Genomic DNA, 16,765 nt, shown 5'->3' on the forward strand with positions numbered 1-16,765 from the left:
ATAGACGCAAAAAAGCTCCCGAGAACCGAGAGCTTTTTTTAATCTTAAAAACGAATTAGCCACGACGGCGGATAATACGTCCCAAAACAAAACCAATCAATGCCGCCAATGCCAAGCCAAGCAATGGGCGTTGGCGTGTGAAAAGCGCAGCTGGGCAAGCACAATTCTCTTCGTTAAGAGAATTAAGGAATTCATCACGAAGATCTCGTGCCTTGCCTTTGCTGTAATCGCTGAAATCATCAAAGCTATCGTGAAAACGATCTGCAGCCGCTCCTGCCTTATCGGCTAAATCACGGGCATGCTCTTTGCCATAATGAACGCCTTGATCGATTTTATCGGAAGCTTTATCAGAAACTTTTTTTGCACCATCGGCAATTTTATCAACGGCTTCTTGTGCGTCTTTTTTGATATCGTCAGTCATTTTTTCACTGTCCTACCTTACAAGAAATGAAGAATGTGGCAGGCCTTAAGTCTAACGAAATGAGCCTAGCCGTTTCCTAGAATATGCGCATCTCTTTTGCATTCTTCAAGAGGCTACCAAGAGATGATTGAAGATTTTTCATTATATAACACTTTTACTCTAAAAAATTCCTTAGAACCTTAGGAGATATTTGCTAGAATAGGCCTGTCATCGGGTTTTGAGCCCGACTTTAAATTCAGACGGTATCTCTGAGCCCTTTATATAGGATAACAAAATGTTACATTTAGTACTGGTGTCCGTTTTCGCTGTATTTATTTCACTCAATGTGAGTGTTATCCCGTGTTGCGTTGTCTCGTTATTTTATTGCATCTTTAAAGATCACGATTTTCACTCTTTTAAAAAAGCTTTTATTGCCACCTATACCCTCTCCACACTTTTTCTGGTGAGCGGTGCGCTTTTCTTGATTATCAAGGATCATATTTCAATTTAATTTTATAAAAACAATAGTGATTTTAGGGCATTCCGCCTTAAATGGAATGCCCATATTTCTCTGCTGAATGCGTCTAATAAATGAACTTGTCAGACGTTAAAAAGAGTTTTACCGTCAAACGAACAAATCCTAAATTTCTAACCATGATGCAGGAATTTTCAGTGACGTACCCCCCCCCCCCCGCAAAAATGAGCTTCTTCCTCTCAATTTAACGCCCGATAGCCTTTGGGATAAATATAAGGGGGAAATTAAAAAAGCACTTTTCCTCTCCTGCGGGTTAGACGCTCTTTTATATGGGGCGATCCGCCCTGATCAAGCAGGCGGCCATGTGGATACGACACGCCACGTTCGTTCTGGGGGTGACTTTAAAAATGATCACCATCAAGAACAATATGATAATCGTGGTGCGTATGATTCCAACGCTGTTCATAAAAATTCAGCTTTTATTGAACGTGGGAAAGAAGGAAAATCTCAACATAAATCCGGGCATATAAGTACTGACTATGCAACTGGCCAGCCCATAAGCAAAAACCAAAATCCTAATTTAGATCATGTGATTTCTGGGAAAAGCCTTCATGAAAATAAAATTCGTGCAGGTCTTACACCTCATCTAGAAACAGGTGATTTAGCAGCGAATGAACATAACCTTTTCTACACTTCAGAAAGCATCAATAAATCCAAAGGCGCAAAGTCACCTGAACAATTCGCAACATATTGCGAAAAAAACAGAAGCCAATGGCAGGATACGGTCTCCAAACTAGAGAAAAAATCCCAACAGACAGTGCTGACAGACAAAGAACGCAAAAATCTCAAAAAAAACAAAGAGCTTTTAAATGTTGATCCGGAAAAAGTTCGCACTCAGGGTGAAAAATCCCAAAAACACGTTAATCACCAAATAGATAGAAATTACTATACGAGCAAAGATTTCTGGAAAACATCTGGTGTTTCTGCCCTAAAAGGCGGTGGCATGATGGCTCTCAAACAAGGTACAGGTTTGATCCTGATTGCTGGTTTTGAAGAAATTTCCATCGAATGGCCTCACCTCGTTCAAAAATGGAAAAACGCTTCCGATGGTTTGTCCGAAGCCATTACAGCCACGTGTGAACATCTCAATCTTGCACTTACGAGAGCTTTTACGAAATTAAAAGAAAATGCTGGGGAGACTCTCAAACAAATTTTAAAATCTTTTGGCTCTGGCCTTCTCGCAGAGATTACAACCATCATTATTGATGTTTTCGTTGGGACTTTAAAAAGCCTCGTGCGAATGATTCGAAATCTTTGGACAACGCTGACAAATGCGATTGAAGTCCTCGTCCTCAATCCTAAAAATTTAGGGGCTGAGGAAAAAATAAAAGCTGTTCTGGAAATCCTTGCTGTTGGAACAGGAGCAATTCTCCAACCCATCATTGCAGAACTCATTGATAAAGCCCTCGCACCCTACCTCTTCTCCTCTGGTGCAAATATTATCCGTGAAATTTTTGCTCAATTCATTGGGATTGCAGCTGGCGGACTGGTCAGTGTGACTCTGCTCCACTTCATTGAGAATAGTCCCCTAGCGCAAAAAATTATTTCAATAATTATAAAAGCTCAACAGATCACATTGGATGTTTGCAAGCAGATTGGCAATCTCATTGGCATATCAGGAGAGGAGCTTTTTAAATCACGACAATCCCTTCTCCTTATAGCGGGTGCGACAGTTGGCATCGTCACCAGCGGTATTATTTTGGCAATTTTTAATCCTAATATGAACGTTGTTAGCACTATTGTAGGCAGTGCTCTCGCAGGTGCCGCAGTTGGGGGAGCCATCGCTCTGACAACAAATGACAACCAGGAAACACAAAGAAGTCTTCTACCGAAAATACCTTAAATATCATAATATCGTCCTCTATTTCTGCAGACAATTGCGCCTTTGATTACTTAAACAATCTTTCTCAGATTTTTGAAAAAGTAGGGTCGCGCTGCTCTGCAAGAAATGGAGACTGCAAAAAACACAAGTAAAAATGAAATTATAATAAATTTAAGAACTTCCCAAAGAAGCTAAAAACAAAAAGCAGAAAGATTTTTCATCTTGAGGGAAAACTTGCTACGCTAAAGGCTCGGACGGAGGCAGTGGCCGACTGGCAAGCCTTTTTAAAAAATCACCAAGTGAAAAATTAATGATTCAAAAAACTCTCATTGATCAGCATAAAAAGACGGATATTTTACAGCATCCTTTTGTCTTCATTTTTCGAGGCCTGATTTTCCTCTTTTTATTTGATGTTTCTTTTTTTGAAATTTTTGATCCGCTTCTCATTGGTGCTATTCTATTACAATTTTTTGCGCATAAAGACGGCCTTATTCTCCGCTTTATAAAAAGCTATGCCAAGGCCATTTGGTATCCAGAGCGCACGATTGGCTTTCTCTTTAAAGGTCTTCTCATAAAATTCATTCCGCATCTGTTTAAAGCGCTTTTCTCACATCACTCTAAAACACGTCCCTAAAGAAAAACCCCCTGCTCTTTTCAGAACAGAGGGTTTTTAATGAAAAGCTTTTAAGAGCGATTAGGCAGCTTCTTGCGCTTCTGCTGGTGCAGCAACGGATCCACTGTCTTTACCTTTGGCCTCTGCATCGCGGTCAACCAATTCAAAGATTGCCATATCCGCATTATCGCCATAACGCATGCCAGCTTTAAGAACACGGGAATACCCGCCATTGCGCTCTTTATAACGTGGCGCAATTGTGTCAAACAATTTGCGGACGATAGCCTCGTCCTGCAACTGAGCAACAGCCTGACGGCGTGCATGGAGATCCCCGCGCTTACCAAGGGTGATGAGTTTATCCACAACAGCACGCAATTCTTTTGCTTTTGGCAAAGTTGTTGTGATTTGTTCGTGTTTTAGAACCGCAACCGCCATATTTTTAAACATAGCTTTACGATGAGATGAAGTGACGTTTAATTTCCGTCCGCCTAACCGATGACGCATTTTCTTATAATCCGACTTTCAATTTCATCTCTCCCCTTTCCCTTTCAGGAGGTGGAGAGATATTTAAATTATTTTCCATCAACCTTCTGAAGCAACTCTTCGATGCTTTCAGGTGGCCATTCAGGGATATCCATCCCCAGCGATAATCCCATAGAACTCAGAACTTCTTTGATTTCATTCAAAGACTTCCGGCCAAAGTTGGGTGTACGAAGCATTTCATGCTCTGACTTTTGAACCAAATCGCCGATATAGACGATATTGTCATTTTTAAGACAGTTCGCACTCCGCACGGATAGTTCAAGCTCATCCACTTTCCGTAGAAGATTACGGTTAAAGGATAGAGGCTCTTCCTCTTCTTCCTTCTCAATAGGACGAGGCTCTTCAAAGTTAATGAAGAGATTAAGCTGATCCTGCAAAATACGGGCAGAAAGAGCAACCGCATCTTCTGGTGTAACAACGCCATTCGTCTCAACACTCAGGATGAGCTTGTCATAGTCTGTTACCTGACCGACACGGGTCTGCTCAACTTTGTAAGCCACACGGCGAACCGGAGAATAAATTGCATCAACTGGAATAAGTCCAATTGGCGCACCTTCTGGACGGTTGGCGCTTGCTGGAACATAACCACGGCCAGTGTTGATTGTGAATTCCATCTCGACCTCTGCGCCATCATCAAGGCTGCAGATAACCAAATCAGGATTCATGATCTCAACATCATGTGTCGCTGTAATCTGAGAAGCTGTCACTTCTCCAGGACCTTTTGCACGAAGTGTGAGTTTTTTAGGACCTTCTTCGTGCATTTTAATTGCAAGCTGTTTGATATTTAAAACAATATCAATCACATCCTCACGCACACCAGGAACAGAAGAGAACTCATGAAGAACCCCTTCAATCTTAATGGCAGTGACAGCAGCACCCTGCAAAGAGGATAATAAAATCCGACGAAGAGCATTCCCTAAAGTAAGCCCAAAACCACGTTCTAGCGGCTCTGCGGTCAGAACAGCAGAAAGGGCAGGAAGCTTACCCTGCTCAACAGTAAGTCTTTCAGGCTGAATAAGGGATTGCCAATTTTTCTGAAGAACCAAGACACAGGCCTTTCAAACTATGCCCCAAAATCGGGGCGATAAAACAATGCCAGCATTCCTGCCTTTTCGTTAAAAGCTATGAAGGAGATTATAGAAATCTCCTCATATCCTCTCTCCAAAAGCAGGGAAAGGCCAAAGTGAATTAAACGCGACGGCGTTTACGTGGACGACAGCCGTTGTGAGGAACAGGTGTCAAATCACGAATCATCGTGATCACAAATCCAACAGACTGCAACGCACGAAGTGCACTTTCACGGCCTGAACCTGGACCGCAAACTTCAACCTCTAGGGTTTCCATACCATGCTCACGTGCTTTGCGACCAGCATCCTCTGCGGCCAACTGAGCAGCATAAGGTGTAGACTTGCGGGAACCCTTAAAACCCTGCTGACCAGAAGAAGACCATGAAATAGCATTCCCCTGGGCATCACTGATGGTGATCATTGTATTGTTAAATGTTGACAATACATGAGCAACACCAGAAGTAATATTTTTTCGCTCTCTGCGACGAACTCGCGTAGATGCTGGCTTAGCCATATATTAAATCCGTATATCCTGAATTAAGACCCACAACGGGGTCACAAAAAACCTATCCCTTAACGGGTCACTTTCTTCTTACCTGCAATCGCAACGGCTTTACCTTTACGAGTACGGGCATTTGTATGTGTACGCTGTCCACGAACAGGGAGACGACGGCGGTGACGCAATCCTCTATAAGACCCCAAGTCCATCAGACGCTTAATGCTCATCGCAGTTTCACGACGAAGGTCACCTTCCACACGGACGGACTCATCGATCTCTGTACGAATCGCAGCGACTTCATCGTCACTTAGTTCATTCACTCGTTTCTGAGCAGGAATCTCCAATTTCTTGCAGATTGCATCCGCTGTTGTTGCACCAACACCATAAATGTAGCGAAGAGCAATGCACACTCGCTTATTTGTTGGAATATTTACGCCAGCAATACGCGCCACGCTTTATCTCCCTTAATTTTAAGGCGGTATTATTTACGCCAAAATTTAAATTCACCATCAAACTCTTAAAAACATTAAACGCAGAATACTATACAACCACGCCATTAGAATAAAAAAGGGTCAAAGCCCGAATATATTCCTCTGCTTAAAAAGTCAATCTCTCTTTTTCTATGAACCGTTACGAAAACGACACATATTTTATCTTTTTTACAAACATTTTACTGTTTGAAAAAATACTCCCCCCACTTTTCCTAAATAAAATCAGGAAAAAATTTCCCCTATTTTCTGCCGAACCACTTCCATCGAAGCAGTGCCGTCAATTTCTTTCAAAAGCTGACGGCTTCTATAATAAGGCAGAAGAGGCGCTGTTTGTTCTTCGTAAGTACGGAGACGGTCTTTCACAACCTCTTCCCCATCATCGGCCCGCTTAGAACCATCTGCTGCCTTGCGCTCCGCAAGCCGTTTTAAAATAGCATCATGCGGAACATCCAGAAAAATTACAAAACCAATGGCTTTTTCCAACTTGGATAAAAGCGCATCTAAATCTTTTGCTTGATCAACATTGCGTGGAAAACCATCTAAAATGAATCCCCTTGCGCAATCCTCTGAAGATAGACGTTTTTCCACCAAGCGCAAAACCAATTCGTCAGAAACCAGTTTTCCATTATCCACAAGGGCTTTAACTTCTAATCCCAATGGAGTCGCTGAGGCGATTTCTTTACGGAGAATATCCCCTGTTGAAATCGTTGGAATCTGAAGTTCCTTTGCCAACATTGCGGCCTGTGTCCCTTTTCCAGCACCAGGCGCACCAAGAAAAATAATATTCTTACTTGTCATTTGCAAATCCTCTTTCAACTCAGTGCTGCTTATTGACAATACGACGTCCTGCCCGACCGCTCTGCTTTTTAATCAAGCCTCTATATTGATGACCAACGAGATGAGACTGAACTTGCGTAACAGTATCAATGGTTACCGTTACAATAATGATCAAGCTTGTACCGCCGAAATAAAATGGAACACTATATTTCGTAATTAAAAACTGTGGCAACAGACAGACAGCTACCAAATAGGCTGCGCCAATCGTTGTTAGACGGGACAAAGTGCTATCAAAATAAGCAGCCGTCTTCGCTCCTGGACGAATCCCCGGAATGAAGCCTCCCTGCTTTCTCAAATTATCAGCCGTTTCTTCTGGATTAAAAGTTACAGCCGCATAAAAATATGAGAAGAAAATAATCAAGCCTGCATAGGTCAACATATAAAGGGGACGGCCTTGGGAAAGCTGATGCGAAAGCGTTACCAGCCAAGCAGGAGAAGTATTCGCATCAATCATCCCCGCCAAACTCAACGGTAATAAAAGGATAGAAGATGCAAAAATGGGTGGAATAACCCCTGCTGTATTTACTTTAACGGGCAGATGCGAACTATCCCCACCATAAATACGGCGACCAACCTGACGTTTCGGATATTGAATTACGACACGGAACTGTGCCAACTCCATAAAGACAATAAAAACAATAACAGCTAAGGCCATGGCTAAAAAGGCTGCGATAAAGAAGCCAGAAATAACCCCCGTCCGCCCCAGCTCAAGTAAACTTGCTGTTGCAGAAGGCAAGCCAGCAACGATACCTGCAAAAATAATCAGCGAAATCCCATTCCCAACACCCCGAGAGGTAATCTGCTCCCCAATCCACATCAGGAACATTGAGCCCCCTACGAGGGTCAAAACGCAACTGGAAATAAAGAACATGCCAGGATCAATAACCGCACTCTGTCCTGTCGGGCTATGAATAGCCTGCAACCCGATTGCAATCCCATAGGCTTGGAACATGGCAATAAAAAGGGTCAAATAGCGTGTATATTGATTAATTTTTTGACGTCCGCTCTCGCCATCCTTCTTCAAGGCTTCCAAAGAAGGGATCGTTGTCGAAAGCAACTGAACGATAATTGAAGCACTAATATAGGGCATAATGTTCAAGGCAAAGACAGTCATACGTCCTAATGCCCCCCCAGAGAACATATCAAAAACACCCAAAATGCCAGTTTTTTGTTGGCTTAAAATCTGTCCCATAATCATAGGATCAATACCCGGAACAGGAATATACGTTCCAAGGCGATAAATAATTAAGGCGCCCAACGTAAACCAGATACGTTTCTTCAGCTCAGAAGCCTTAGAAAAAGATTCCATGCTGAGATTGGAAGCGAAATGCTCAGCGGCTGAGACCATATCTCTATATACCTTTCATAAAAGAGAGCGTTTGCAGAAACTGCCTGCGAAACGCTCCCTTAATGCATCATAAATGCTAATATGCGCAATACATATTAGCATTGCCTAAAGAAATTAGGCGTTTTCCTCTGCAGCCGGAACATTCAATGTTTTCACTGAACCCCCAGCCTTTTCAACAGCAGCAATCGCTGCAGCTGATGCACCAGCAACTTCGAAATCAACTTTAGCACTGATTTCACCGCGTGCAAGCAAACGAACGCCTGCCAGTTTTTTACGGGAGCTAACAAGCCCAGCTGCTTTCAAAGATTCGAAATTAACCAATTTCCCCTTCTCAAGCTTGCCCTCTTCAAGCGCCTGAGAAACGACGTTTAGGTTAATGATTGCATATTCCTTACGGAAGATGTTCACAAAGCCACGTTTTGGCATACGGCGATAAATAGGAAGCTGACCACCTTCAAAGCCATTAATGGCGACACCTGAACGTGCCTTCTGCCCTTTATGACCTGAACCAGAAGTCTTTCCCTTGCCGGAACCAATACCACGGCCAACCCTTTTGGCACGATAATGTGCGCCTGGGTTATCACGTAGTTCGTTTAACTTAACCATGATTCTCCACTTTCACTAAATGCGCGACAACACGAATCATGCCACGGATGGCAGGTGTGTCTTCGAGCTCGCGAACAGCACCAATCCGGCGAAGTCCTAGGCCTCTCATAGCTTCGGCTTGACCTGGTTTGGAACGAATTAAGGAACCAGTGCGAATAACACGCACTTTTCCAGCTTCAACAGGAGGTAATTGTTTTTTAGCCATTTTTCACCTCTGCTGCCGCTTCTTTATCCGCTGCATTTGAACCACGGAAAAGCTGAGAGATCTTCTTACCACGACGCTGTGCAACCTGACGTGGGCTATCAGCGTTTGCCAATGCCTCAAAAGTTGCCTTAATCATGTTATGAGGATTGCGGCTGCCAAGGCATTTTGCAACAACGTCACTCACACCAAGGCTTTCAAAAACCGCACGCATTGGACCACCAGCGATGATCCCTGTACCTGCTGGCGCAGCACGCAACACAACTTTACCCGCACCATAGTGACCTTCAAGATCATAATGAAGCGTACGACCGTCTTTCATAGAAACACGAATCATATTTTTACGAGCACGTTCAGTTGCTTTACGGATGGCTTCAGGAACTTCCCTTGCCTTACCCGCACCGTAACCAACACGGCCTTTCTGATCACCAACAACCACCAAAGCAGCAAAAGCGAAACGGCGTCCGCCCTTAACAACTTTTGCAACACGGTTAATGGTGACTAACTTATCAATGACATCGTCGGCCTGTTCTGCTTTAGCCCGACCGCGTCCTTCTCTGGGTTCACGTACCATAATTTATTCTCCTTAGAAGGACAGCCCCTTTTCGCGAGCCGCATCAGCCAAAGCTTTGACACGACCATGATATAAATAAGACCCGCGATCAAAAACGACCTCTTTGACACCTACTTTCAAAGCACGTTCAGCAACAAGCTGACCTACTTTGGTTGCGGCATCAATGTTTGAGCCTTTTGAAGCTTCTGCACGGAATTCTTTATCCAAGCTAGAAGCACTTGCGAGTGTCTTTCCTTGCGCATCGTCAATAATCTGAGCATGAATGTTCAGGTTAGAACGAAAAACAGAAAGACGAGGACGTCCGTTCGCTTTTTTTCTTAATTGAAAACGAAGGCGGTCACGACGACGATGCCGCGTTTCTTGCAATGATGCCATTACTTCTTCTTACCTTCCTTACGCAACAGAACCTCATTCTCATAGCGAACACCCTTACCTTTATAAGGCTCAGGTTTGCGGAAGTTACGAAGGTCAACAGCAATCTGTCCGACACGCTGTTTATCATTCCCTTCGACCACAATAGCTGTTGGACGTGGCACTGTAATCTTAATATCATCTGGAACGGGATAAATGACGTCATGGGAGAACCCAAGATTCATCACTAAGTTTTTCCCCTGCACAGCGGCACGGAAACCTGTTCCTTGAATTTCAAGCGCTTTTGTAAAGCCTGTTGTAACACCCGTGACCATATTTGCGATCAATGCACGGGTTGTCCCCCACATTGCGCCAGCAGGACCGCGGCGCTTCGCCAAAGGCTCAACGACAACGCTACCATCTTCAACTTTAACAGAAACCTCTGAAGAAAGGGCTAAAGAGAGTTCACCTCTTTTACCTTTAACTTTGCAAAGATTATCTTTAATTTCTACGCTCACACCATCTGGGAGAGCTACGGCGTTTTTACCTACTCGTGACATAAATTCCCTCCTTAGAAAACGCGGCAGAGAATTTCGCCGCCAACATTGGCTGCGCGAGCTTCGTTATTTGAGAGAACGCCTTGCGGTGTGGAAAGGACGGAAATACCAAGTCCTGCACAAACACGAGGAAGTTCTTTAATTGGGGAATAGACCCGGCGACTTGGTTTTGAAACGCGTGTAATCTTACGAATTACAGGCTGTTCACCAGAATATTTCAACTCAACACGGAGCTGATTGACGCCTTTGCGCACTTCTTCTGTTGAAAAACCACGAATATAACCTTCGCGCTGCAACACAGCCAAAACACTTGCACGAAATTTGGAAGCAGGTACGACACAAACTTTGTGACCAGCTTTCTGCGCATTGCGAATGCGGGTAAGCATATCCCCCAAGGGATCAGACATTGCCATCTTATAAGCCTCTTATTACCAGCTGGACTTCGTTAGACCAGGAATCTGGCCTGAGGAAGCAAGATCCCGCAAAGCGATACGGGACATACGGAATTTACGATAGTTCGCACGCGAACGACCAGAAATCTCACAACGCAAACGGACACGTGTTGCAGAACCGTTGCGAGGAAGACTCGCTAATTTCATTGTTGCTTCAAAACGATCCTCAATAGGAAGGTTACGATCGTAAATTGTTTTTTTAAGAGCATCGCGCTTTGCACGATCGCGCTGAGACATCGCAGCGCGTCTATTATTCCGGTTAACTGCCGAAAGTTTTGCCATATATTTTTCTCCTAGAACCTTTCGGAAAATTCCGAGGGTTTTCTCTGGCGCTCCGTTTAACCGGAGCCCCATTATCTTATCTTAAAAGCGTAAGTTAGAAAACCCTTAAGCCGTAAATGGCATATTAAAGGCTTTTAACAACGCATGTGCCTCTTTGTTATCTTTTGTAGATGTAACAAAGATGACATCCATTCCCCGAACAGAATCGACTTTATCATAGTCAATTTCTGGGAAAATGATTTGCTCTTTAAGACCTAGTGCGTAGTTCCCATTTCCATCGAAGCCTTTTTTAGAAGACAATCCACGGAAATCACGGATACGAGGCATCGCAATATTGATGAAACGGTCGAGGAATTCATACATTCTCTCCCCTCTCAATGTTACCATGCAACCAATAGGAAGACCTTCACGGATTTTAAATCCAGCGATAGCCTTACGTGCACGGGTTTTAACGGCTTTCTGACCTGCAATTAAGGTCATATCTGCAACAGCAGCGTCCAGTTTCTTCTGGTCTGCAGCGGCTTCACCGACACCCATGTTAAGAACAATTTTCTCAAGGCGAGGAATTTGCATTTCATTTTTGAATGAAAATTCTTCCTTCAGCTTCGAACGGATTTCGCGCTTATACAGATCATATAAACGTGGCGCAGAAGCATTTTTGTCTGACATTTCTTGCCCCTTAGACATCAATGACTTCACCAGTGGCTTTGGCAATACGTACTTTCTTGCCATCTTCCACGCGGAAACCTACTTTTGTAGGCTTATCCGTTTTTGGATCAATCAATTTAAGATTGGAAAGATCGATAGGCATTGCTTTTTCAACAATCCCCCCACCTTCACCCATACGATTTGGCTTGCTGTGACGCTTTGCTAAAGCAGCGCCTTCAACAACAGCTTTGCCTTCTTTAGGCAAAACTTTTAGAACTTTACCGCGGTGACCACGGGATTTACCCGTGATAACCAAAACAGTATCGTCTTTTTTAATACGTGCAGCCATTTTTATAGCACCTCCGGAGCCAATGAAATAATTTTCATGAATTTCTTAGCTCTGAGCTCACGAACAACTGGGCCAAAAATACGCGTGCCGATTGGTTCGGCCTGTTTGTTCAAAAGAACCGCAGCATTTTTGTCAAAACGGATGGTAGAACCATCAGCACGGCGCACAGGATAAGATGTGCGCACGATAACTGCCTGATGAACATCACCTTTTTTCACTTTTCCGCGAGGAATGGCCTCTTTAACGGAAACAACGATGATATCCCCGACAGAAGCGCTTTTACGCTTTGATCCGCCAAGAACTTTAATGCACTGAACACGGCGGGCACCTGAATTATCGGCAACCTCAAGATTAGATTCAACAATAATCATGCCGTTTTCTCCTCAGATGCAGCCAAAGGCTGATCATTGCGGAAAATCACTTTCCAAGTTTTACGCTTGGAAATAGGTGCACATTCTTCAATACGAACGATATCACCAACGTGACATTCGTTTGCAGGATCATGCGCCGCATATTTTTTAGAGCGACGAATGAACTTTTTATACAAAGGATGCTTAATCCGACGGTCAACGAGAACCGTAACGGTTTTATCCATCCTGTCACCGGTTACCCGGCCAGTTAAGACGCGTTTAGGCAAGTAACCTCTCCTCTATGACTGGGCTGCAGACGCTTTAGGCGCTGCGCTATTATTTTTTCTACGTTCTTCACCAAGAAGCAACTTAATACGAGCAACAGCTTTGCGAACAACTGCAATTTCTGCAGTACTTTCCTGCTGACTGGTTGCAAGACGGAAACGCTGGTTAATTTGCTCTTTTTTAAGTTCAACCAACAAAGCCCGCAATTCATCAACGCTCTTGCCACGAAGTTCTTCAATTTTATAGGTATCAGCCTTAATTTTACTCATGAACCTTCTCCTAAACGGCTGACAAACTTAGTTTTAATCGGTAACTTAGCCGCCGCTAAAGAAAAAGCCAAGCGAGCAGTTTCAGGTGAGACACCTTCAATCTCGAAAAGGATTCTTCCTGGTTTCACACGTGCAGCCCAATATTCTGGACTACCTTTACCAGATCCCATACGGACCTCAGCTGGCTTAGCTGTTACCGGAAGGTCTGGGAAAATTCTAATCCAGACACGTCCAGCACGCTTCATCGCACGTGTAATCGCACGACGGGCAGCCTCAATCTGACGAGCTGTAATTCTTTCAGGCTCTAAAGCCTTCAAACCGTAAGTCCCAAAGTTTAAACGCGTACCCCCCTTGGCCATGCCATGAATACGCCCTTTGCGAACCTTACGAAACTTGGTACGCTTTGGAGAAAGCATAATCTATATTCCTATACTAGTATCTGCAATCAGCGCTGCGGAGCTTGTTCAGCTGCCTTGCGATCTTGCGCTTGCGGATCATGACCGAGAACTTCACCTTTGAAGATCCAGACCTTCACACCACAAGCCCCATAAGTTGTTTGTGCTGTTGCTGTGCCGTAATCAATATCTGCACGGAGTGTATGCAATGGCACACGACCTTCACGATATTTCTCATCACGGGCAATCTCTGCACCACCAAGACGACCACTACAGGTAATACGAATACCTTGAGCGCCAAGACGCATAGCAGACTGAATAGCACGTTTCATCGCACGACGAAATGCCACACGACGTTCAAGTTGCTGTGCAATATTTTCAGCAACCAATGTCGCATCGATTTCAGGCTTGCGGATCTCAACAATGTTAAGGGAGACATCGGCCTTGGTCATACGACTTAGATCTTTACGAAGTGTATCGATGTCTTGACCTTTTTTACCGATAATCACACCAGGACGAGCTGCATAAATTGTAACGCGTGGCTTTTTAGCTGGGCGTTCAATCACAATACGAGAAACTCCCGCACCTGAAAGTTTCTTACGCAAAAACTCTCTTAGTTTGATATCTTCATGAAGCTGTTTTGCATAGGTCTCACCCGCGTACCAACGGCTATCCCAAGTACGGTTAATCCCTAAACGCAGTCCAACTGGATTTACTTTATGTCCCATATCTTAGGCTGCCTTTTTTTCTGTAGAGTCAGAAGAGGTTGCAGGAGACTTTTTAGAGCCACGAGGTGCTTTCACAAGGTCTTGACCTTCTGGAACTTCCTCAACAACAATCATCAAATGACTGAAAAACTTTTGAATACCACCAGCACGGCCACGAGCACGAGCGTGGAAACGCTTCATCACAAGCGCCTTGCCAACTTCTGCACGGCGAACGACCAAACGATCAACATCTAGCTGATGGTTGTTCTCGGCGTTAGCAATCGCACTTTCCAGAACCTTTTTAACAGTCTGAGCAATACGACGACGTGAGAATGTCAAAGTATCCAGTGCCTTTTCAGCAGTCTGATTGCGAATAACTTTTGCAACTTCATTAAGTTTGCGAGGGCTAACCCTTAGGTTGCGCAACACGGCTTGAGCCTGATTGGAAGGCAAAGCGCGGGGAGCTTTTTGTTTACCCATAATGAATTATCCCCTCTTTGCTTTCTTATCAGCACCATGCCCCGTATAAGTACGAGTTGGTGAGAATTCACCAAATTTATGGCCAACCATATTTTCAGTGACCTGAACAGGCAAAAATTTACGCCCATTATAAACACCGAAAGTTAAGCCAACGAACTGAGGAAGAATTGTCGACCGGCGAGACCAGATCTTAATAACTTCATTGCGGCCAGATGCTCTGGCAGCCTCAGCTTTTGCAAAAAGATACCCGTCCACAAACGGGCCTTTCCAGACGGAACGTGCCATCTTTTAAAACTCCTTATTTACCCGTTTTACGACGACGGATGATCAAGCGATCAGTTTTCTTGTTATTGCGGGTCTTGTAGCCCTTGGTTGGTTTACCCCAAGGTGTCACAGGATGACGGCCACCAGATGTACGCCCTTCACCACCACCGTGTGGATGGTCAACAGGGTTCATGACAACGCCTCGGTTATGAGGGCGGCGTCCTTTCCATCTTTGACGACCAGCTTTACCCAAGCTCTGATTCATGTTGTCAGGGTTGGAAACTGCACCAACCGTTGCCATGCATTCAGCACGAACAAGACGTAATTCACCGGACTGAAGTTTTAACTGTGCATAACCGCTGTCTTTACCGACTAACTGAGCATATGTACCAGCTGAACGTGCAAGCTTTCCACCTGCGCCCTGCTTTAGCTCAATATTATGGACGATTGTACCAACAGGCATGGAACGCAATGGCATTGCATTACCTGGTTTTGCATCCACTTTTTCGCCAGCAATAACTTTATCACCAACTTGCAAACGCTGAGGCGCAAGAATGTAAGCAAGCTCACCATCCTCATAACGCAACAATGCGATAAAGGCTGTACGATTTGGATCATATTCAATCCGTTCGATTTCAGCAGAAACATCATATTTCTGACGACGAAAATCAACAAGACGATATGCTTTTTTATGCCCACCACCACGGAAACGAACTGTGATATGACCGTGATTATTACGTCCACCTGTTGAAGTTTTACCTTCAGTCAAGGTTTTGACGGGCTTACCCTTCCACAGAGCACTGCGGTCAATAAGAACCGTACCGCGGTTACTGGGAGTTGTAGGGTTAAAATGTTTTAATGCCATTTGAAAACCTACCCAATCTTGGCTGTTAGATCAATCTGTGCTCCTGGAGCCAGGCGAACATAGGCTTTTTTGACATCAGAACGTGCACCGAGACGTCCTTTTGTACGTTTAACCTTTCCTTTCTGGTTCAAGGTTTGAACAGAGATAACACTTACCTTAAAAATTTCTTCGACAGCGCGACGAATAGCTTCCTTGGTTGCCGTTGGAGCAACTGTAAAAACATATTGCCCTGTCTCAGAAACAAATGTTGCTTTTTCTGTAATCACAGGCGTGCGAACAACGTCGAACAGCTCAGCTTCAGACATAGCAGCCACAGCTTCTTTATTTGCGTAAACTTGCTTTACACTCATGATGCAGCTCCTTCTAAACGCTTCTGAAGACCTTCAACTGCTGAACGTGTCAGAATCAAGGTATCGTGTTTTAGAATGTCATATACGTTTGCACCAGCAACTGGGAGAATATCGAACCCAATTACGTTTGCAATGGCATTTGAAAATTCAGGATTAACAGCCGCATCAACGAAAAGAGCGGATTCTAGTCCTAGATTTTTAACGGTTTCAGTCGCCTGCTTTGTTTTTGCAATTCCAGCTGCCTCTTCAATCAGAAGAAGTTTACCTTCAAGTGCTTTTTGAGAAAGCGCAGAAAGAAGACCCAAACGTCTCACTTTCTTGGGCAAGCTGTAAGCATGCGAACGCAGAACAGGACCATGAACAACACCACCAGTACGGTACTGAGGCGCGCGCACAGCACCGTGACGAGCAGAACCCGTCCCCTTCTGGCGATACACCTTTTTAGTTGTTCCTGAAACTTGACTACGACTTTTAATAGCATGATTACCGGAACGGGCTTTCGCCAACTGCCAGAGCACCACGCGCGCCATTATATCGGTGCGTGGCTTGATGCCAAAAATTTCCTGGGAAAGAGACATTGTACCCTTTGCCTCCCCTCCCAGATTTTTTACTTCAACTTCCATT

28 protein-coding genes are annotated in these 16,765 nt (G+C 44.3%); 2 read left to right on the forward strand and 26 right to left on the reverse strand.

Annotation, left to right across the window (positions count from 1 at the left end; translation table 11 throughout):
- Positions 1-55: 55 nt before the first annotated feature.
- The gene (locus FAI40_02325; GenBank protein QCE34265.1) at positions 56-421 is read right to left on the reverse strand and encodes a hypothetical protein; all 366 of its coding nucleotides are present in this window, start codon (positions 419-421) and stop codon (positions 56-58) included.
- An 818-nt stretch (positions 422-1,239) separates the two neighbouring features.
- Between FAI40_02325 and FAI40_02330 the strand changes: the two genes are divergently transcribed.
- A complete protein-coding gene (locus FAI40_02330; GenBank protein ID QCE34266.1) occupies positions 1,240-2,778 on the forward strand; it encodes a hypothetical protein in 1,539 nt (512 codons plus the stop codon).
- A gap of 289 nt (positions 2,779-3,067) precedes the next feature.
- Entirely contained in the window at positions 3,068-3,391 is a 324-nt protein-coding gene (locus FAI40_02335) for a hypothetical protein (protein ID QCE34267.1), read from the forward strand.
- A gap of 60 nt (positions 3,392-3,451) precedes the next feature.
- Here FAI40_02335 and FAI40_02340 read toward each other — a convergent pair whose 3' ends face one another.
- From FAI40_02340 to rplD, 25 genes are all read right to left on the reverse strand, one after another.
- Positions 3,452-3,874 (reverse strand): 50S ribosomal protein L17, encoded by a 423-nt coding sequence (locus FAI40_02340; GenBank protein ID QCE34268.1) that lies wholly within the window; start codon positions 3,872-3,874, stop codon positions 3,452-3,454.
- Between the two features lie 68 nt (positions 3,875-3,942).
- Positions 3,943-4,959 (reverse strand): DNA-directed RNA polymerase subunit alpha, encoded by a 1,017-nt coding sequence (locus FAI40_02345; GenBank protein QCE34269.1) that lies wholly within the window; start codon positions 4,957-4,959, stop codon positions 3,943-3,945.
- A gap of 142 nt (positions 4,960-5,101) precedes the next feature.
- Complete coding sequence (gene rpsK / locus FAI40_02350; GenBank protein QCE34270.1) at positions 5,102-5,494, reverse strand: 30S ribosomal protein S11; 393 nt, start codon at positions 5,492-5,494, stop codon at positions 5,102-5,104.
- A gap of 59 nt (positions 5,495-5,553) precedes the next feature.
- On the reverse strand, positions 5,554-5,931 hold the full coding sequence (rpsM, locus tag FAI40_02355; GenBank protein ID QCE34271.1) for a 30S ribosomal protein S13: 378 nt from the start codon (positions 5,929-5,931) through the stop codon (positions 5,554-5,556).
- A gap of 261 nt (positions 5,932-6,192) precedes the next feature.
- Positions 6,193-6,768, reverse strand: coding sequence for an adenylate kinase (locus tag FAI40_02360; protein QCE34272.1), 576 nt, complete (start codon positions 6,766-6,768; stop codon positions 6,193-6,195).
- Between the two features lie 19 nt (positions 6,769-6,787).
- Entirely contained in the window at positions 6,788-8,155 is a 1,368-nt protein-coding gene (gene secY / locus FAI40_02365) for a preprotein translocase subunit SecY (GenBank protein QCE34273.1), read from the reverse strand.
- A gap of 114 nt (positions 8,156-8,269) precedes the next feature.
- Positions 8,270-8,761, reverse strand: a complete 492-nt coding sequence (locus FAI40_02370; GenBank protein QCE34274.1) for a 50S ribosomal protein L15 — start codon at positions 8,759-8,761, stop codon at positions 8,270-8,272.
- Positions 8,754-8,966, reverse strand: coding sequence for a 50S ribosomal protein L30 (rpmD, locus tag FAI40_02375; protein ID QCE34275.1), 213 nt, complete (start codon positions 8,964-8,966; stop codon positions 8,754-8,756). Before rpmD ends, FAI40_02370 begins: the two co-directional genes overlap by 8 nt.
- Positions 8,959-9,537: a 30S ribosomal protein S5 gene (locus tag FAI40_02380; protein ID QCE34276.1), complete on the reverse strand. Its 579-nt coding sequence runs from the start codon at positions 9,535-9,537 to the stop codon at positions 8,959-8,961. The genes rpmD and FAI40_02380 overlap by 8 nt, the downstream gene beginning before the upstream one ends.
- Before the next feature lie 12 nt (positions 9,538-9,549).
- On the reverse strand, positions 9,550-9,912 hold the full coding sequence (locus FAI40_02385; GenBank protein ID QCE34277.1) for a 50S ribosomal protein L18: 363 nt from the start codon (positions 9,910-9,912) through the stop codon (positions 9,550-9,552).
- On the reverse strand, positions 9,912-10,448 hold the full coding sequence (locus FAI40_02390) for a 50S ribosomal protein L6 (GenBank protein QCE34278.1): 537 nt from the start codon (positions 10,446-10,448) through the stop codon (positions 9,912-9,914). The genes FAI40_02385 and FAI40_02390 overlap by 1 nt, the downstream gene beginning before the upstream one ends.
- An 11-nt stretch (positions 10,449-10,459) precedes the next feature.
- Positions 10,460-10,858: a 30S ribosomal protein S8 gene (gene rpsH, locus FAI40_02395; GenBank protein ID QCE34279.1), complete on the reverse strand. Its 399-nt coding sequence runs from the start codon at positions 10,856-10,858 to the stop codon at positions 10,460-10,462.
- A 15-nt stretch (positions 10,859-10,873) separates the two neighbouring features.
- On the reverse strand, positions 10,874-11,179 hold the full coding sequence (gene rpsN / locus FAI40_02400) for a 30S ribosomal protein S14 (GenBank protein ID QCE35722.1): 306 nt from the start codon (positions 11,177-11,179) through the stop codon (positions 10,874-10,876).
- 105 nt (positions 11,180-11,284) lie between these two features.
- On the reverse strand, positions 11,285-11,848 hold the full coding sequence (rplE, locus tag FAI40_02405; GenBank protein QCE34280.1) for a 50S ribosomal protein L5: 564 nt from the start codon (positions 11,846-11,848) through the stop codon (positions 11,285-11,287).
- Between the two features lie 10 nt (positions 11,849-11,858).
- A complete protein-coding gene (locus tag FAI40_02410) occupies positions 11,859-12,176 on the reverse strand; it encodes a 50S ribosomal protein L24 (GenBank protein QCE34281.1) in 318 nt (105 codons plus the stop codon).
- Positions 12,177-12,178: 2 nt separating this feature from the next.
- Positions 12,179-12,547: a 50S ribosomal protein L14 gene (rplN, locus tag FAI40_02415; GenBank protein QCE34282.1), complete on the reverse strand. Its 369-nt coding sequence runs from the start codon at positions 12,545-12,547 to the stop codon at positions 12,179-12,181.
- A complete protein-coding gene (rpsQ, locus tag FAI40_02420) occupies positions 12,544-12,813 on the reverse strand; it encodes a 30S ribosomal protein S17 (protein ID QCE34283.1) in 270 nt (89 codons plus the stop codon). Before rpsQ ends, rplN begins: the two co-directional genes overlap by 4 nt.
- 12 nt (positions 12,814-12,825) lie before the next feature.
- The gene (locus tag FAI40_02425; protein QCE34284.1) at positions 12,826-13,080 is read right to left on the reverse strand and encodes a 50S ribosomal protein L29; all 255 of its coding nucleotides are present in this window, start codon (positions 13,078-13,080) and stop codon (positions 12,826-12,828) included.
- Positions 13,077-13,496 (reverse strand): 50S ribosomal protein L16, encoded by a 420-nt coding sequence (rplP, locus tag FAI40_02430; GenBank protein QCE34285.1) that lies wholly within the window; start codon positions 13,494-13,496, stop codon positions 13,077-13,079. The genes FAI40_02425 and rplP overlap by 4 nt, the downstream gene beginning before the upstream one ends.
- 29 nt (positions 13,497-13,525) lie before the next feature.
- Positions 13,526-14,203: a 30S ribosomal protein S3 gene (gene rpsC / locus FAI40_02435; GenBank protein ID QCE34286.1), complete on the reverse strand. Its 678-nt coding sequence runs from the start codon at positions 14,201-14,203 to the stop codon at positions 13,526-13,528.
- Positions 14,204-14,206: 3 nt separating this feature from the next.
- Complete coding sequence (locus FAI40_02440; GenBank protein ID QCE34287.1) at positions 14,207-14,662, reverse strand: 50S ribosomal protein L22; 456 nt, start codon at positions 14,660-14,662, stop codon at positions 14,207-14,209.
- A 6-nt stretch (positions 14,663-14,668) separates the two neighbouring features.
- The gene (rpsS, locus tag FAI40_02445) at positions 14,669-14,947 is read right to left on the reverse strand and encodes a 30S ribosomal protein S19 (GenBank protein QCE34288.1); all 279 of its coding nucleotides are present in this window, start codon (positions 14,945-14,947) and stop codon (positions 14,669-14,671) included.
- A gap of 13 nt (positions 14,948-14,960) precedes the next feature.
- Positions 14,961-15,791, reverse strand: coding sequence for a 50S ribosomal protein L2 (rplB, locus tag FAI40_02450; protein QCE34289.1), 831 nt, complete (start codon positions 15,789-15,791; stop codon positions 14,961-14,963).
- Between the two features lie 8 nt (positions 15,792-15,799).
- A complete protein-coding gene (locus FAI40_02455) occupies positions 15,800-16,096 on the reverse strand; it encodes a 50S ribosomal protein L23 (GenBank protein ID QCE35723.1) in 297 nt (98 codons plus the stop codon).
- A gap of 41 nt (positions 16,097-16,137) precedes the next feature.
- The gene (rplD, locus tag FAI40_02460) at positions 16,138-16,764 is read right to left on the reverse strand and encodes a 50S ribosomal protein L4 (GenBank protein ID QCE34290.1); all 627 of its coding nucleotides are present in this window, start codon (positions 16,762-16,764) and stop codon (positions 16,138-16,140) included.
- Position 16,765: the final 1 nt, after the last annotated feature.

Source organism: Acetobacteraceae bacterium (genome assembly GCA_004843345.1).
Taxonomy (GTDB): domain Bacteria; phylum Pseudomonadota; class Alphaproteobacteria; order Acetobacterales; family Acetobacteraceae.

Excerpts from the sequence above, each read along its gene's own strand:
- FAI40_02340 (QCE34268.1), bottom strand. The coding sequence starts at position 3,874 with ATGCGTCATCGGTTAGGCGGACGGAAATTAAACGTCACTTCATCTCAT.
- FAI40_02335 (QCE34267.1), top strand. The coding sequence starts at position 3,068 with ATGATTCAAAAAACTCTCATTGATCAGCATAAAAAGACGGATATTTTA.
- rplP (QCE34285.1), bottom strand. The coding sequence starts at position 13,496 with ATGCTTTCTCCAAAGCGTACCAAGTTTCGTAAGGTTCGCAAAGGGCGT.
- FAI40_02455 (QCE35723.1), bottom strand. The coding sequence starts at position 16,096 with ATGTCTGAAGCTGAGCTGTTCGACGTTGTTCGCACGCCTGTGATTACA.
- rplD (QCE34290.1), bottom strand. The coding sequence starts at position 16,764 with ATGGAAGTTGAAGTAAAAAATCTGGGAGGGGAGGCAAAGGGTACAATG.
- FAI40_02390 (QCE34278.1), bottom strand. The coding sequence starts at position 10,448 with ATGTCACGAGTAGGTAAAAACGCCGTAGCTCTCCCAGATGGTGTGAGC.
- FAI40_02425 (QCE34284.1), bottom strand. The coding sequence starts at position 13,080 with ATGAGTAAAATTAAGGCTGATACCTATAAAATTGAAGAACTTCGTGGC.
- FAI40_02370 (QCE34274.1), bottom strand. The coding sequence starts at position 8,761 with ATGGTTAAGTTAAACGAACTACGTGATAACCCAGGCGCACATTATCGT.
- rpsC (QCE34286.1), bottom strand. The coding sequence starts at position 14,203 with ATGGGACATAAAGTAAATCCAGTTGGACTGCGTTTAGGGATTAACCGT.
- FAI40_02440 (QCE34287.1), bottom strand. The coding sequence starts at position 14,662 with ATGGGTAAACAAAAAGCTCCCCGCGCTTTGCCTTCCAATCAGGCTCAA.
- FAI40_02410 (QCE34281.1), bottom strand. The coding sequence starts at position 12,176 with ATGGCTGCACGTATTAAAAAAGACGATACTGTTTTGGTTATCACGGGT.
- rpmD (QCE34275.1), bottom strand. The coding sequence starts at position 8,966 with ATGGCTAAAAAACAATTACCTCCTGTTGAAGCTGGAAAAGTGCGTGTT.
- rplN (QCE34282.1), bottom strand. The coding sequence starts at position 12,547 with ATGATTATTGTTGAATCTAATCTTGAGGTTGCCGATAATTCAGGTGCC.
- rpsK (QCE34270.1), bottom strand. The coding sequence starts at position 5,494 with ATGGCTAAGCCAGCATCTACGCGAGTTCGTCGCAGAGAGCGAAAAAAT.
- rpsN (QCE35722.1), bottom strand. The coding sequence starts at position 11,179 with ATGGCAAAACTTTCGGCAGTTAACCGGAATAATAGACGCGCTGCGATG.
- FAI40_02360 (QCE34272.1), bottom strand. The coding sequence starts at position 6,768 with ATGACAAGTAAGAATATTATTTTTCTTGGTGCGCCTGGTGCTGGAAAA.
- secY (QCE34273.1), bottom strand. The coding sequence starts at position 8,155 with ATGGTCTCAGCCGCTGAGCATTTCGCTTCCAATCTCAGCATGGAATCT.
- FAI40_02325 (QCE34265.1), bottom strand. The coding sequence starts at position 421 with ATGACTGACGATATCAAAAAAGACGCACAAGAAGCCGTTGATAAAATT.
- rplB (QCE34289.1), bottom strand. The coding sequence starts at position 15,791 with ATGGCATTAAAACATTTTAACCCTACAACTCCCAGTAACCGCGGTACG.
- FAI40_02380 (QCE34276.1), bottom strand. The coding sequence starts at position 9,537 with ATGGTACGTGAACCCAGAGAAGGACGCGGTCGGGCTAAAGCAGAACAG.
- rpsS (QCE34288.1), bottom strand. The coding sequence starts at position 14,947 with ATGGCACGTTCCGTCTGGAAAGGCCCGTTTGTGGACGGGTATCTTTTT.
- rpsH (QCE34279.1), bottom strand. The coding sequence starts at position 10,858 with ATGGCAATGTCTGATCCCTTGGGGGATATGCTTACCCGCATTCGCAAT.
- rplE (QCE34280.1), bottom strand. The coding sequence starts at position 11,848 with ATGTCAGACAAAAATGCTTCTGCGCCACGTTTATATGATCTGTATAAG.
- FAI40_02385 (QCE34277.1), bottom strand. The coding sequence starts at position 9,912 with ATGGCATCATTGCAAGAAACGCGGCATCGTCGTCGTGACCGCCTTCGT.